The 14,949-nt window shown below is 70.1% G+C and carries 16 protein-coding genes; all 16 read left to right on the top strand.

From position 1 onward, the window contains the following. The first annotated feature begins 50 nt into the window (after positions 1-50). The 16 genes from ACFQLX_RS06870 (at position 51) to tatC (ending at position 14,880) form a co-directional block, all read left to right on the top strand. Entirely contained in the window at positions 51-941 is an 891-nt protein-coding gene (locus ACFQLX_RS06870; protein ID WP_386413121.1) for a tRNA (adenine-N1)-methyltransferase, read from the top strand. A gap of 105 nt (positions 942-1,046) precedes the next feature. Then, positions 1,047-1,622, top strand: coding sequence for a hypothetical protein (locus ACFQLX_RS06865; RefSeq protein ID WP_386413120.1), 576 nt, complete (start codon positions 1,047-1,049; stop codon positions 1,620-1,622). A 241-nt stretch (positions 1,623-1,863) separates the two neighbouring features. Next, a complete protein-coding gene (gene arc / locus ACFQLX_RS06860) occupies positions 1,864-3,627 on the top strand; it encodes a proteasome ATPase (RefSeq protein ID WP_386413119.1) in 1,764 nt (587 codons plus the stop codon). 259 nt (positions 3,628-3,886) lie between these two features. Next, positions 3,887-5,398: a depupylase/deamidase Dop gene (dop, locus tag ACFQLX_RS06855; protein WP_386413117.1), complete on the top strand. Its 1,512-nt coding sequence runs from the start codon at positions 3,887-3,889 to the stop codon at positions 5,396-5,398. Between the two features lie 159 nt (positions 5,399-5,557). Then, positions 5,558-5,770: a ubiquitin-like protein Pup gene (locus ACFQLX_RS06850; protein ID WP_386413116.1), complete on the top strand. Its 213-nt coding sequence runs from the start codon at positions 5,558-5,560 to the stop codon at positions 5,768-5,770. 78 nt (positions 5,771-5,848) lie between these two features. Beyond that, positions 5,849-6,190, top strand: coding sequence for an endonuclease VII domain-containing protein (locus tag ACFQLX_RS06845; RefSeq protein ID WP_386413115.1), 342 nt, complete (start codon positions 5,849-5,851; stop codon positions 6,188-6,190). Continuing rightward, on the top strand, positions 6,142-6,987 hold the full coding sequence (gene prcB, locus ACFQLX_RS06840; RefSeq protein ID WP_386413113.1) for a proteasome subunit beta: 846 nt from the start codon (positions 6,142-6,144) through the stop codon (positions 6,985-6,987). Before ACFQLX_RS06845 ends, prcB begins: the two co-directional genes overlap by 49 nt. Before the next feature lie 64 nt (positions 6,988-7,051). Further along, positions 7,052-7,888: a proteasome subunit alpha gene (gene prcA, locus ACFQLX_RS06835; RefSeq protein ID WP_386413111.1), complete on the top strand. Its 837-nt coding sequence runs from the start codon at positions 7,052-7,054 to the stop codon at positions 7,886-7,888. Positions 7,889-8,090: 202 nt separating this feature from the next. Further along, positions 8,091-9,452: a Pup--protein ligase gene (gene pafA / locus ACFQLX_RS06830; RefSeq protein ID WP_386413107.1), complete on the top strand. Its 1,362-nt coding sequence runs from the start codon at positions 8,091-8,093 to the stop codon at positions 9,450-9,452. Between the two features lie 111 nt (positions 9,453-9,563). Further along, positions 9,564-10,547, top strand: coding sequence for an FKBP-type peptidyl-prolyl cis-trans isomerase (locus tag ACFQLX_RS06825; protein ID WP_386413106.1), 984 nt, complete (start codon positions 9,564-9,566; stop codon positions 10,545-10,547). Positions 10,548-10,652: 105 nt separating this feature from the next. Then, complete coding sequence (locus tag ACFQLX_RS06820) at positions 10,653-11,024, top strand: FKBP-type peptidyl-prolyl cis-trans isomerase (protein WP_386413105.1); 372 nt, start codon at positions 10,653-10,655, stop codon at positions 11,022-11,024. A 186-nt stretch (positions 11,025-11,210) separates the two neighbouring features. Then, a complete protein-coding gene (locus ACFQLX_RS06815; protein WP_386413104.1) occupies positions 11,211-12,191 on the top strand; it encodes a helix-turn-helix transcriptional regulator in 981 nt (326 codons plus the stop codon). 33 nt (positions 12,192-12,224) lie between these two features. Next, positions 12,225-13,151: a helix-turn-helix transcriptional regulator gene (locus tag ACFQLX_RS06810; protein ID WP_386413151.1), complete on the top strand. Its 927-nt coding sequence runs from the start codon at positions 12,225-12,227 to the stop codon at positions 13,149-13,151. 6 nt (positions 13,152-13,157) lie between these two features. Beyond that, complete coding sequence (locus ACFQLX_RS06805) at positions 13,158-13,355, top strand: hypothetical protein (RefSeq protein WP_386413103.1); 198 nt, start codon at positions 13,158-13,160, stop codon at positions 13,353-13,355. Between the two features lie 191 nt (positions 13,356-13,546). Then, positions 13,547-13,825 (top strand): Sec-independent protein translocase subunit TatA, encoded by a 279-nt coding sequence (tatA, locus tag ACFQLX_RS06800; protein WP_386413102.1) that lies wholly within the window; start codon positions 13,547-13,549, stop codon positions 13,823-13,825. A gap of 80 nt (positions 13,826-13,905) precedes the next feature. Continuing rightward, entirely contained in the window at positions 13,906-14,880 is a 975-nt protein-coding gene (gene tatC, locus ACFQLX_RS06795) for a twin-arginine translocase subunit TatC (protein WP_386413101.1), read from the top strand. The last annotated feature ends 69 nt before the right edge of the window (positions 14,881-14,949 follow it).

The following is a 14,949-nucleotide window of genomic DNA, read 5'->3' as shown; positions in this document are numbered from 1 at the left end:
GACGCCGCCCGCGGCGCGGCGGCCGCGAAGAGGCAGGTAGGCTGGCACCCATGTCCGAACCGACCGGTGCCGCCCGCCGACGCGGGCCCTTCCAGGTCGGGGACCAGGTCCAGCTCACCGACCCCAAGGGTCGCCACTACACCTTCACGCTCGAAGCCGGGAAGAGCTTCCACACCCACAAGGGTGCCTTCCCGCACGACGAGCTGATCGGCGCTCCCGAGGGCACTGTGGTGCGTACCACCGGGAACGTCGCGTATCTCGCGCTGCGCCCGCTGCTCCCCGACTACGTCCTGTCCATGCCCCGCGGCGCCGCCGTGGTCTACCCCAAGGACGCGGGGCAGATCCTGGCGATGGCCGACATCTTCCCCGGCGCCCGCGTCGTCGAAGCCGGAGTGGGCTCCGGCTCACTCAGCTGCTTCCTGCTGCGCGCCGTCGGAGACGACGGCATGCTCCACTCCTACGAGCGCCGCGACGACTTCGCCCGTATCGCCAGGGAGAACGTCGAGCGCTACTTCGGCGGCCCGCACCCCGCCTGGCAGCTCACCGTCGGCGACCTGCAGGACAACCTCAGCGACACCGAGGTCGACCGCGTCATCCTCGACATGCTCGCCCCCTGGGAGTGCCTGGACGCCGTCTCCAAGGCCCTGGTCCCCGGCGGCATGCTCTGCGCCTACGTCGCCACCACCACCCAGCTGGCCCGCACCGTGGAGTCCCTGCGCGAGCACGGCACGTTCAACGAGCCCTCCGCCTGGGAGACCATGGTCCGCACCTGGCACATCGAGGGCCTGGCCGTACGCCCGGACCACCGCATGATCGGCCACACCGGCTTCCTGCTCACCGCCCGCCGCCTCGCGGACGGCGTGGAGCCGCCGCTGCGCCGCCGCCGCCCGGCCCCGGGCGCGTACGGCGAGGACTACTCCGGCCCCGGCGGCCGCGCGTAGCCGAGAACGCTGAGCCGAACGGGGGTGGCGGTGACGCCACCCCCGTGATCATGTGGCAGCATTCCAGCCACCCCCACGGCACCAGCGATCCCAGGAGCCATCAGCGTGCAGCCCCTGCCAGGCGCAGCAGACCTCCCGCACACCCGCACCAGCCCGCTGCACTGGCTGGCCACCACCGCCGCGATCGCCGCGCTCATCGGCGCGGGCGCCCTCCTGCAGCCCGACGGCGCCGCGGCCCAGCCCGGACCCGCCGACGCCAAGAACTCCGGCGCCCCCGACGCCGAGGCGGCCCGCTACCCGCTGCAGTGCGGCTCCAGGAAGCCCGTCATCACCCACCGCGGCGCCGCCGACCTCGACCGCGACGGCCGGCTGGAGACCGTCGTCGCGGTCCGCTGCGAGACCGGCCTGGGCACCGCGCCCAGCGCGCTGTACGTCCTCGCGCAGCCGGTGGCCGAGGGCGGCCCCCCGCGCATCGCCGAGACCCTCCTCGACGCCCGCGAGAACATGAACGTCGGCGCGTTCGCCCTGGACCGCCAGGGCGTCTCCGTCACCCTGCTGGGCTACTCCGAGAACGCCCCCCGCTGCTGCCCCGACAGGCAGCGCGACGTCGAATGGCACTGGGAGGACGGCAGGTTCGTCCTGGAGGCGCAGCCCGTCCGCACGCCGACCGCGCAGGCCTGAACGCCCGCCGACCGACCCGTGGCGCAGGAAACATAATCACCCCTGACGGGTGTTGACCGTATCGACCCTGCAACCGCCCGCTTTCCGATGTTGCGGGATGGGTATTCCCCTGGCGTAAGGACGCGCGCAAGGGTGAAGATCGGACTCACCCCGACCGTCTTTGGTGATCTAGGGGTTTCAACTGGGGCCTGTCCAGGTAGGGTCAGGAAGCGTCCAGCTCCCCTTGGAGGAGGTGAGGACCGTGGCAGCCCACGACGACGAAATGAACCGCGGCAACCGTACGGGCCGGAGCGATGACTCCGCCGGCACGATTGCCTACCTTGAGCAGGAAATCGCCGTCCTGCGCCGCAAGCTCGCCGACTCGCCGCGGCACACGAGAATTCTCGAAGAGCGCATCGTCGAGTTGCAGACCAACCTGGCAGGCGTGTCCGCGCAGAACGAGCGGCTCGCCAACACGCTCCGCGAGGCCCGCGACCAGATCGTGGCCCTCAAGGAGGAGGTCGACCGGCTCGCACAGCCGCCCGCCGGCTTCGGTGTCTTCCTGCAGGCCAACGAGGACGGCACGGCGGACATCTTCACCGGAGGCAGGAAACTCCGGGTCAACGTCAGCCCCGGAGTGGACCTCGACGATCTCAGGCGCGGCCAGGAGCTGATGCTCAACGAAGCGCTCAACGTGGTCGAGGCCATGGCGTTCGAGCGCGCCGGCGACATCGTCACCCTCAAGGAGATCCTGGAGGACGGCGAGCGCGCCCTGGTGGTCGGACACACCGACGAGGAGCGGGTGGTGCGGCTCGCCGAGCCGCTGCTGGACACCGTCATCCGCCCCGGCGACGCCCTGCTGCTGGAGTCGCGCTCCGGCTATGTCTACGAGGTCATCCCCAAGAGCGAGGTCGAGGACCTCGTCCTGGAGGAGGTCCCCGACATCGACTACCGCAAGATCGGCGGTCTGGGGAACCAGATCGAGATGATCCGCGACGCGGTCGAGCTCCCCTACCTCCACCCCGACCTCTTCAAGGAGCACGAGCTGCGGCCGCCCAAGGGCATCCTGCTCTACGGCCCCCCCGGCTGCGGCAAGACGCTCATCGCCAAGGCCGTCGCCAACTCCCTGGCCAAGAAGGTCGCCGAGGTCACCGGCAAGCCCACGGGGAAGTCCTACTTCCTCAACATCAAGGGCCCCGAGCTGCTCAACAAGTACGTCGGCGAGACCGAGCGCCACATCCGCCTGGTCTTCCAGCGCGCCCGGGAGAAGGCCTCCGAGGGCACCCCCGTCATCGTCTTCTTCGACGAGATGGAGTCCCTCTTCCGCACCCGCGGCTCCGGTGTCAGCTCCGACGTGGAGAACACCATCGTCCCGCAGCTCCTCGCCGAGATCGACGGCGTGGAGGGGCTGGAGAACGTCATCGTCATCGGCGCCTCCAACCGCGAGGACATGATCGACCCCGCGATCCTGCGCCCCGGCCGGCTCGACGTGAAGATCAAGATCGAGCGTCCCGACGCCGAGGCGGCCAAGGACATCTTCTCCAAGTACCTCACCTCCACCCTCCCGCTGCACCGCGACGACCTCGCCGAGCACGCCGGGAACAAGGGGGACACGGTCACCGGCATGATCCAGTCGGTGGTCGAGCAGATGTACGCGGAGTCCGACGACAACCGCTTCCTCGAAGTCACCTACGCCAACGGAGACAAGGAAGTCCTCTACTTCAAGGACTTCAACTCCGGCGCGATGATCCAGAACATCGTCGACCGGGCCAAGAAGATGGCCATCAAGGCCTTCCTCGACCACGACCAGAAGGGCCTGCGCGTCTCCCACCTCCTCCAGGCATGCGTGGACGAGTTCAAGGAGAACGAGGACCTCCCCAACACCACCAACCCCGACGACTGGGCCCGCATCTCCGGCAAGAAGGGCGAGCGGATCGTCTTCATCCGCACCCTCGTCACCGGCAAGCAGGGCGCCGACACCGGACGGTCCATCGACACCGTGGCCAACACCGGCCAGTACCTGTAAGCACCACGACGGCCGACCGGTACAGATCCGACAGCAGGCAGGTATCCGGCTGCGCAGGCCCGCGCACGGGCTCGCGCGGCCGGACCCTGTTTGCGACTGCGGCGCGCAGCGCCGAAGCAAAGACCGTAATGATCTCCCCACCACCGCAAAGGCGCTCTAGGCTCTTCGGTACCGGCGCGCCGACCGGGAACGTGCCGGACACGCAGCGGTACTTGAGCGCCGCCCAGAGCTGAGGGCGGCGCCGGGCAAGGAGGGCCGCATGACCGTACGGCGAGTAATGGGCATCGAGACGGAGTACGGGATCTCCGTCCCGGGCCACCCGAACGCCAATGCCATGCTCACCTCGTCCCAGATCGTCAACGCCTATGCGGCGGCGATGCACCGGGCGCGCCGTGCCCGCTGGGACTTCGAGGAGGAGAACCCGCTGCGGGACGCCCGCGGCTTCGACCTGACCCGGGAAGCCGCGGACGCCAGCCAGCTCACCGACGAGGACATCGGCCTCGCCAACGTGATCCTCACCAACGGCGCCCGGCTCTACGTCGACCACGCCCACCCCGAGTACTCCTCCCCCGAGGTGACCAACCCCCGCGACGCCGTCCTCTGGGACAAGGCCGGCGAGCGCGTCATGGCCGAGGCGGCCCAGCGCGCCGCCCAGCTCCCCGGGGCCCAGCCCATCCACCTCTACAAGAACAACACCGACAACAAGGGCGCCTCCTACGGCACGCACGAGAACTACCTGATGAAGCGGGAGACCCCCTTCTCGGACATCGTGCGCCACCTGACACCGTTCTTCGTCTCCCGCCAGGTCGTCACCGGTGCCGGCCGCGTCGGAATCGGCCAGGACGGCACCAGGCACGGCTTCCAGCTCAGCCAGCGCGCCGACTACTTCGAGGTCGAGGTCGGCCTGGAGACCACCCTGAAGCGGCCCATCATCAACACCCGCGACGAGCCGCACGCCGACGCGGAGAAGTACCGCAGACTGCACGTCATCATCGGCGACGCGAACCTCTCCGAGATCTCCACCTACCTCAAGCTCGGCACCACCGCCCTGGTCCTGTCCATGATCGAGGACGACTTCATCGCGCAGGACCTCGCCGTGGACCAGCCGGTGCGCACCCTGCACCAGGTCTCCCACGATCCGAAGCTCGCCCAGCTCATCACGCTGCGCAGCGGCCGTACGCTCACCGCCGTACAGCTCCAGATGGAGTACTGCGAGCTGGCCCGCAAATACGTCGAGGACCGCTTCGGCACCGACGCCGACGAGCAGACCGTGGACGTCCTCGCCCGCTGGGAGGACACCCTCAACCGGCTCGAACGCGACCCCATGAGCCTCGCCGACGAACTGGACTGGGTCGCCAAGCTCAAGCTCCTGGAGGGCTACCGGCGCCGCGACGGCCTCGACTGGGACGCGGCGCGCCTGCAGCTCGTCGACCTCCAGTACGCCGACGTACGCCCCGACAAGGGCCTCTACAACCGCCTGGTGGCCCGCGGCAGCATCAAGCGGCTGCTGGCCGAGGGCGAGGTGGAGCGGGCCCGTACCGCGCCGCCGGAGGACACCCGCGCCTACTTCCGCGGCCGCTGCCTGGAGCAGTACGCCGACGACGTGGCGGCCGCCTCCTGGGACTCCGTGATCTTCGACCTCCCCGGCCGGGACTCCCTGCAGCGCGTCCCCACGCTGGAGCCGCTGCGCGGGACGCGCAACCACGTGAAGGAACTCCTGGACCGCTGCCGCACGGCGGAGGAGCTGGTGCGGATGCTCTCGGGCGGCTGACCGCAACCTCTGGGGCGCGAGTGGGCTGAAATCCACGGAAGCGGGAATCACCACGGTGGTACTCGCGCGTTGTAGTAACCGCAGGGCCGATGTCGGACCCGGCTTGTAGGGTCTACAGCACTGATCTTGTACGCGGACTGACCGAGCGGGGTGAGGGACATGGCGACCAAGGACACCGACGGCGGACAGAAGAAGGCGACGAAGACCTCGGAGGAGGTCGAGGAGACGCAGGCGGAGGAGCAGTCCGACCTGAAGGAACGGCAGGAGAAGCTGTCGGACGACGTGGACTCCGTCCTGGACGAAATCGATGATGTGCTCGAAGAGAACGCAGAGGAGTTCGTGCGCAGCTTCGTCCAAAAGGGCGGGGAATAGTTCAAATCAGACATCGATCCCATGGGCACGAAGAGATGCTCGGCCTGCCGGCGGATGCTGCCACTGGAAGCTTTCGCGTTGAACTACGCCAGGCCCGACGGCTTGCAGGCGGCATGTCGCGTGACGATCCAGCAGGCCGCGCATCTCAAAAGCAAGTACGGCATCACCGTGGCCGAGCGCGAGGGGCTCATCGCCGCCCAAGGCGGGGTGTGCGTCATCTGTCCTTCCGCACGACCAGAACACGTTGATCACGACCACGGGACGGGTAGGGTCCGTGGCGTACTGTGCTTCGGCTGCGACGCGGCCCTGGGGCAGTTCAAGGACCGGCCGGACGCCATCGGGCGTGCGGCCGCTTACGTGGAAGGAAACCCGTGGAAGCCAACCCTCGCAGCACCGGGTGTCTACCGGCTGCCTTCCTGACCCCCGGATCGTCGTCGTTCCTCGACTTCCTCGGGCGGCACGCCCCCGAGGTGCTGCCGGGCGGCCGGGTGCTCCCGCAGGGCCAGGGTGTCATCGAGGCCCCGCACGGCACGACGATCGTGGCGCTGACGTTCCCCGGCGGCGTGGTCCTGGCCGGTGACCGCCGCGCCACCATGGGCAACATGATCGCCCAGCGGGACATCGAGAAGGTGTTCCCGGCCGACGAGTACTCGGCGATCGGTATCGCCGGCACCGCGGGCCTCGCGGTGGAGATGGTCCGGCTCTTCCAGCTGGAGCTGGAGCACTTCGAGAAGGTCGAGGGAGCCGTCCTTTCCTTGGAGGGCAAGGCCAACCGCCTCACCACGATGATCCGTTCCAACCTCGGCATGGCGATGCAGGGCCTCGCGGTCGTGCCGCTCTTCGCGGGCTGGGACTTCAACCGCGGCAAGGGCCGCATCTTCTCGTACGACGTGACGGGCGGCCGCTCGGAGGAGCTGGGCTTCACCGCCGTGGGCTCGGGCTCCATCTTCGCCCGGGGCAGCCTCAAGAAGCTCTTCCGCGAGGACCTCACGGAGGAGGAGGCCGTCACGGTCGCCGTCCAGGCGCTCTACGACGCCGCGGACGACGACTCGGCCACCGGCGGCCCGGACATGGCCCGGCGGATCTTCCCGATCCTCACGGTCATCACGGACGAGGGCTACCGCCGCCTGTCGGAGTCGGAGGCGATGGAGATCGCCCGCTCGGTGATCGACCGCCGCCACGAGAACCCGGACGGCCCGCGCGCCGCGGTGCTCTAGCCCGATGGACGGACCCAGGCGGCGCGAGCCGCGTATCGGACGCAGTGAAAGGGACGGATAGCCGGTGTCGACCCCGTTCTATGTCTCACCCCAGCAGGCGATGCAGGATCGCGCCGAGTACGCCCGCAAGGGCATCGCGCGCGGTCGCAGCGTGGTCGTCCTGCAGTACGCGGACGGCATCCTCTTCGTCGCCGAGAACCCCTCCCGCGCGCTGCACAAGATCAGCGAGATCTACGACCGGATCGCCTTCGCGGCGGTCGGCAAGTACAACGAGTTCGAGAACCTGCGCATCGGCGGGGTGCGCTACGCCGATCTGCGGGGGTACACCTACGACCGCGACGACGTCACGGCCCGCGGTCTGGCGAACGTCTACGCCCAGACGCTGGGCACGATCTTCTCCTCCGTGGCCGAGAAGCCCTACGAGGTGGAGCTGATCGTCGCCGAGGTCGGGGAGGGGCCGGCGGACGACCAGATCTACCGGCTGCCGCACGACGGCTCGATCGTCGACGAGCACGGCTCGGTGGCGGTCGGCGGCAACGCGGACCAGATCAGCAGCTATCTCGACCAGCGCCACCGCGAGGGCATGACGCTCGCGGAGGCGCTGAAGCTGGCCGTGGAGTCGCTGACGCGGGACAGCAACGGCGGTGAGCGCACGCTGACGGCCGATCAGCTGGAGGTGGCCGTGCTGGACCGCCGGCGCCCCCAGCAGCGCAAGTTCAAGCGGATCCTGGGCCCGCAGCTGACACGGCTGCTGGATGGCGCCAAGGAGCCCGAGGCGCCAGTGGCGGCAGAGGACGGGCCGCCGGAGAGCGAGGGCGCCCAGGACGGCGCCCAGGACACCGCCGAGGACCCGGCGGACACCGTGGGCGATCTGCCGGATGCCCCGGAGGACGGCAAGTAGCCGCGAGCGGCCTGGCGCACGGCGGCACGTGCCGCTTCCGGCATCCGACCGAGGTCGGTGCCGGGAGCGGCTTCGCCGTGCCCGGGGGGCGCGGCCTCCCCCTTGCCGCCGCGTGCCGCCCGGGCGCCGGAATTGGCGAAAAGATCGAATCGCCGTCGCCCAACCCGGTTTCATAAGAGGCCATCAGGCGTAATGTTCAGTCATGGACCGCCGAATCTTCGGGCTGGAGAACGAGTACGGCGTCACGTGCACGTTCAGGGGGCAGCGTCGTCTGTCCCCTGATGAGGTGGCGCGGTACCTCTTCCGCCGAGTTGTCTCCTGGGGCCGAAGCAGCAACGTCTTCCTGCGCAACGGAGCCCGCCTGTACCTCGATGTGGGCTCACACCCGGAATACGCAACTCCGGAATGCGACAACCTGATTGAACTGGTCACCCACGACAAGGCGGGCGAGCGTATTCTCGAGGGCCTCCTCGTGGACGCCGAACGCCGGCTGCACGAGGAGGGGATCGCAGGCGACGTCTACCTCTTCAAGAACAACACCGACTCCGCCGGCAACTCCTACGGCTGCCACGAGAACTACCTGGTCGCCCGGCACGGGGAGTTCTCCCGCCTGGCCGACATCCTCATCCCCTTCCTGGTCACCCGGCAGCTGATCTGCGGCGCGGGCAAGGTGCTGCAGACGCCCCGCGGGGCCGTCTACTGCGTCAGCCAGCGCGCCGAGCACATCTGGGAGGGCGTCAGCTCCGCGACGACCCGCTCGCGCCCCATCATCAACACCCGCGACGAGCCGCACGCCGACGCCGAGCGCTACCGCAGGCTCCACGTGATCGTCGGCGACTCGAACATGTCGGAGACGACGATGCTGCTCAAGGTCGGCGCGACCGACCTGGTGCTGCGGATGATCGAGGCCGGCACGGTGATGCGCGACCTCACCCTGGAGAACCCGATCCGGGCGATCCGCGAGGTCAGCCACGACATGACGGGCCAGCGCAAGGTGCGCCTGGCCAGCGGACGCGAGGCCTCCGCGCTGGAGGTGCAGCAGGAGTACTACGAGAAGGCGGTCGACTTCTGCGAGCGGCGCGGCATCCGCACCGGCGTCACCGAGCAGGTGCTGGAGCTGTGGGGGCGCACGCTGGACGCGATCCGCACCGAGCAGCTGGACAAGATCTCCACGGAGATCGACTGGGTGATGAAGCACCATCTGATCGAGCGCTACCGCGCGAAGAACAACATCACCCTCTCGCATCCGCGGATCGCGCAGATAGACCTCGCGTACCACGACATCCACCGCCGGCGGGGGCTGTACTACCTGCTGGAGAAGCGGGGCCAGGCGGCGCGGGTCTGCAACGACCTGAAGATCTTCGAGGGCAAGTCCGTGCCGCCGCAGACCACCCGGGCGCGGCTGCGCGGCGACTTCATCCGCCGGGCCCAGGAGCAGCGCCGTGACTTCACGGTGGACTGGGTGCATCTGAAGCTGAACGACCAGGCGCAGCGCACGGTGCTGTGCAAGGACCCGTTCCGCTCGGTGGACGACCGGGTCGAAAAGCTGATCGCCGGGATGTGATCGTGCTCCACCCAGGTGGACCCCCGCGCATCGGCACGTGAGCCGGAGGGGCGGGCGGCCCAGGCCGTAGAGTGGCCGGGACTGCCCGCCCCCTACTCGCGAGTTGGTTTCATGAAGCTCAGCAACAAGACGCGTGTCGTCGCGGCTCTGGCCGTGCCGACCCTGCTGTTCACCGCCGCCTGCGGATCCGATGACTCCTCCGGCTCCGACAAGGGGACCAACGCCTCCGCCGCGGTGTCGACGGTGTCGGGCTCCTTCGGCAAGAAGCCGACGATCAAGGTCCCCTCGGACGCGACCGCTCCGTCGAAGGTCGTGGTCAAGCCGGTGGTGGAGGGCTCGGGCACGGAGGTGAAGAAGGGCGACTACGTGCGCCTGGACTTCTCCGGCGTGGCGATGAAGGACAGCCGCAATCTGGGCGGTACCTGGGATCAGGCCAAGGGCAGCGGCCCGCACGCGCAGGTCGTCGCCAAGACCGGTGAGCAGAACCCGATGCTGCCGCCGAAGGTCCTCGACGCCGTGATCGGCCAGAAGGTCGGCACCCGGCTGCTGGTGGAGGGCAGTGCCAAGGACCTGGTGGGGGAGAACCTGAACCCGCAGTCCGGCATCAAGGGGACCGACGGCCTGGTGTGGGCGATCGACGTGGCGGGCGCCGCCTCCGCCGACGCGAAGGCCGAGGCCAAGGGCACGATGGCCACCCCCGAGCTGGGGATCAAGGTGAACGTCCCGAGCCAGAAGCCCGCGGAGATCACCATTCCCAAGGGCGAGAAGCCGCCGGCCACTCTGCAGGAGCAGGTCCTCATCAAGGGCGACGGGCCGAAGGTCAAGGCCGGTGAGGGCCTGATCGCCCAGTACACCGGTGTCGCGTGGGAGGACGGCAAGAAGTTCGACTCGTCCTGGGACCACGGCGGCGCCTCCGCCTTCCAGATCGGCACCGGTTCCGTCGTCAAGGGCTGGGACCAGGCGCTCGTCGGCAAGAACGTGGGCGACCGGGTGCTGCTGGTGATTCCGCCGAAGCTGGCCTACGGCGAGTCGCAGGGCCACGAGCTGGCGAAGAAGACGCTGGTCTTCGTCGTGGACATCGTCGGCACCGTCTGACACCGGCCCGATACCGGGTGGTCGGTCCACCGGCTGCCCGCGGGTGTCTGGAAGACTGTGCCTTTTGAAGTGGATTGAAGCTGTATCCCCTGAGGAGCAAGTGACGTGAGCATCGAGAAGCCCGAAATCGACTTCCCGGGTGGCGAGCCGCCGGCCGAGCTGGAGATCAAGGACGTCTGGGAGGGCGACGGCCCGGAGGCCAAGGCCGGCGACATGGTGGAGGTCCACTACGTCGGTGTCGCCTACGGCACGGGCGAGGAGTTCGACGCCAGCTGGAACCGGGGCACCCCGCTGCGCTTCCAGCTCGGTGTCGGCCAGGTCATCCCGGGCTGGGACCAGGGTGTCCAGGGCATGAAGGTCGGCGGGCGCCGCCAGCTGGTCATCCCGCCGCACCTGGCCTACGGCGACCGCGGCGCCGGCGGCAAGATCGCGCCCGGCGAGACGCTGATCTTCGTCTGCGACCTGGTCTCCGTCTGAGGGACCGCGCGGTGAAGGGCCCGGGGGCGCCGCCCCCGGGCCCTTTCGCGTCCCTACCACGGGGAAGGCCCGGGGAGGCCGGGGCGGGGGAGAAGACGACGGCGCTTTGGTGCGGGCTGTGCGGCACGGTAACGTCGTGCGGTGGAGCCGCGTACGCGGCCGGATGCGAAGGGGGCGGGGACAGCGATGGCGATCGCCAAGGCCGAGCGGCTGATGAACCTGGCGCTGTGCCTGCTCAGCACGCGGCGCCCGCTGAGCAAGCGTGAGCTGCGCGGGTCCATCGAGGCGTACATCGAGGCCGCTCCCACCCAGCCGGGTGACACCTCCGGCGACGAGGCCTTCAACCGCATGTTCGAGCGGGACAAGGACGATCTGCGGGAGCTGGGCCTGGTCATCGAGACCGTCGAGGGCTTCGACGGCGACACGGGCTATCTCGCGCGCCGCGACAGCAACCGGCTGCCCCCCATCGCGCTGGACGCCGAGGAGGCCGCCGCGCTCGGGGTGGCGGCGAAGGTGTGGCAGCACGCCCGGCTGGCCGGGGCGGCCAGCGGCGCGCTGCAGAAGCTGCGGGCGGCCGGGATGCCGGTCACCGACGAGCCGTGGGGCGAGCACAGCGCCATCGAGCCGCGCATCCCCGCGCGGGAGGCGGCCTTCGAGCCGCTGATGCTGGCCTGCCGGGACCGCCGGCCGGTCGCCTTCGACTACCGCAAGGCCGCCGCGGTACGGCCGGAGTCGCGCCATGTGGAGCCCTGGCAGCTGGAGTGCTGGCGCGGGCAGTGGTATCTGGCCGGCTGGGACCGCGAGCGGCTGGCCGAGCGGGTCTTCCGCCTCTCGCGTATCACCGGCCGGGTCCGCAGCAGGGGGCAGGACTTCACCCGCGAGGTGCCCGACCGGGTCGAGATCCGCGAGACCGTGGAGCGCTGGGCCGGCGAGATCGCCGACCGCACCGCGCTGATCCGGCTGCGCGCCGGCGCCGGCTATCCGCTGCGCGCGCGGGCCGTGGGAAGCCGGGAGGCCGCCGAGCCCGGCTGGGACGAGCTGGAGATTCCCTACGGGCACGGGCTCGACGCCTGGCTGGTGGAGTTCGGGCCCGATGTGGTGGTGCTGGAGCCGGCCGATCTGCGGGCCGACGTGGTGGACCGGCTGCGTGCCGTGGCGAAGGGCTGAGCTGTGGCCAACGCGATCGACCAGACGCGGCGGATGCTGTCGCTGGTGACCTATCTGCGCGAGCGCGACGGCTCGTACGTCGCCGACGTCGCCCGCGCCTTCGGCATCACCGAGGCCGAGCTGATCCGCGATCTGAACGTACTGCCCATGTGCGGGACGAGCTTCCGCGGCGGGGACCTGCTGGACATCGACACCGACGGTGAGCGGGTCTGGTTCCGCAACCCGGAGGCGACGTCCACGGGCGAGCCGCTGCGGCTGGCCGCCGACGAGGCCACCGCGCTGCTGGTGGCGGCCCGCGCGGTGGCGACACTGCCGGGGCTGCGCGAGGGCGACCGGCAGGCGCTGCTGCGGGCCACCGCGAAGCTGGAGGCGGCGGCCGGGGAGATGGCGGACGCCAGTGCGAGCCTCACGGTGACCTTCGAGTCCGAGGGCGGCGTCTTCGCCGAGGTCGACCGGGCCATCGCCCAGCGGCGCCGGCTGCGGCTGACGTACTACTCGCCCGCGCGCGACGAGCTGACCGAGCGCGAGGTCGACCCGATCCGGCTGTTCACCGTGGGCCGGACGTACCTGGAGGCCTGGTGCCGGCTCTCCGAGGCGCGGCGCACCTTCCGGCTGGACCGGGTCGCCGAGATCCGGATGCTGGACCTGCCGGCCGACCCGCCGCAGGTGGAGCCGCGGGACCTGGGCGAGAGCCTGGTGCGTACGACCGAGGACGACCCCGAGGTCGTGGTCGAGGTCGGGCCGGGCGGGCGCTGGGTCGCGGAGTACTACCCGCACGAGGGTGCGCAGGAGCTGCCCGACGGGGGCCTGCGCATCACCCTGCGGGCGCCCGACCCCTCCTCGCTGCGGCGCCTGGCGCTGCGGCTGGGGCGCGACGGGCGCATCGTGTCGCCGGGAGAGCTGGCCGAGAGCGCGAGGCGGGCGGCCGTACAGGCCCTCGAAGCCTATGTGGAGGAGTGAGCCGAGGTGCTGTGGCCGATGACGGCGATCGCGCTGAGTGCGATCGGACTGGCGGTGCTCGCGGTGGCGGCCGCGCGGGTCTGGCTGGAGGTCGGCAGGCTCTCCCAGCGGGTCGAGGCGGCCTCCCGGGCCGTCGCCCAGGCCGCCGCCGAGGTCGAAAAAGCGGCAACACCCCTGGTGAAGGACGCCGGCCCCGGCAGGTGACCTGTTATACCGGCGGGCCGGGAGGTACGCTTCATCCGGTTGCGCCCAGCAGTGAGGCGGGGGCCGCAACCCGGTGCACGCCGGAGCATTGCCTGACGTTCACCCACGCGGGTTACGATCGCAGCCAGACCCTTCCCCAGGCTCGTTGAGCAGGGGATACCCCAGCCGCCTCGGTGAGAAGGTAGAAGCTTATGTTCGGACGGCTCGGCCCGACGGAGATCATCCTCATCCTCGTCGTCATCATCCTGCTCTTCGGCGCGAAGAAGCTTCCCGAGATGGCCCGCTCCCTCGGCAAGTCCGCCCGCATCCTCAAGAGCGAGGCCAAGGCGATGAAGTCCGAGGGCAGCGACACCGCGGCGGCTCCGGCGGACCCGCCGCAGCCCGCCCCCAAGACCATCCAGGCCGCGCCCGGCGACGTGACCAGCTCGCGACCCGTCGCCGAGCCGACCGACACCCAGGCGCAGCGCTGACCGTCGGCTCCGCCGGGGCGCGGGGCCGTACGCAGGACCGGCGGCCGGGGACGGCTCGCCGCACGAGATGAGGACGTGGGTTGCTCAAGTCCGCCCGCAGCAACGAGGGCACAGACAAGGATCCCGAGGGGCGGATGCCCCTCGCGGAGCACCTTCGGGAGCTTCGGGACCGGCTGATCCGGGCGGTCGGCGCGATCCTGGTCGTGACGATCGTCGCGCTCTTCTTCTACCGGGACATCGTCGACTTCCTGATGGCGCCCGTGCTGGACGCGGTGGGCTGTCCGGACGGGCTGAAGGTCTCCGACATCGGGGCCAAGAAGCAGTGCGCCGACTTCACCATGAACGGCCTCATCTCCCCGTTCACGACCATGCTGAAGGTCTCCTTCATGACCGGCCTGGTCGCCTCCACGCCGGTCTGGCTCTTCCAGCTGTGGGCCTTCCTCGCGCCGGGGCTGCACCGGCACGAGAAGAAGTACTCGATGTGGTTCGTGGCCGCGGGCGTGCCGCTGTTCCTCTGCGGCGCCTACTTCGCCTACGCGATCCTGCCGACCACGGCCGAGGTGCTGCTGGAGTTCACACCGGACGACACCAAGAACCTCCTGCCGCTGCCGGAGTTCCTGGACCTGCTGACCCGGATGGTCGTGGTCTTCGGCCTCTCCTTCGAACTGCCGCTCGTGCTGGTGCTGCTGAACCTGGGCGGCGCGGTCAGCGGCCGGAGGATGCTCGGCTGGTGGCGTTGGATGATCATGGGCATCGTCACCTTCGGTGCGGTCGCCACGCCCAGCACCGACCCCGTGGGCATGTTCGGGCTGGCCGGCCCGGTGATCGTCCTGTACTTCGCCGCCTGCGGCTTCTCCCTGCTCAACGACCGCCGCCGGGCCCGGCGCGAGGCGCTGGAGCCCGACGACGACGAGGCCTCCGACCTCGACCTCACCCCGGAGGCGATCGGCGGGGTCGAGCCCGTCTCCGCCGCCGCCCACCTGCCCGAGCAGGCGGCCGGGGACGCCGACGGCGCCGGAGTGGCGCGGCGCGGTGGCTACGACGACGTGACCTGAGGGCGGCCGGGGCCCGGCTCTTGGCCGCGGCGCCGCCCGTGAAAAGATCGGGTGCGCTGTCGGTGCGGA

It is taken from the genome of Streptomyces polyrhachis, assembly GCF_042663125.1.
Lineage (GTDB): Bacteria > Actinomycetota > Actinomycetes > Streptomycetales > Streptomycetaceae > Streptomyces > Streptomyces polyrhachii.
The sequence above is the reverse complement of the archived record's forward strand: the minus strand, read 5'-3'. Positions and strand labels throughout refer to the sequence as shown.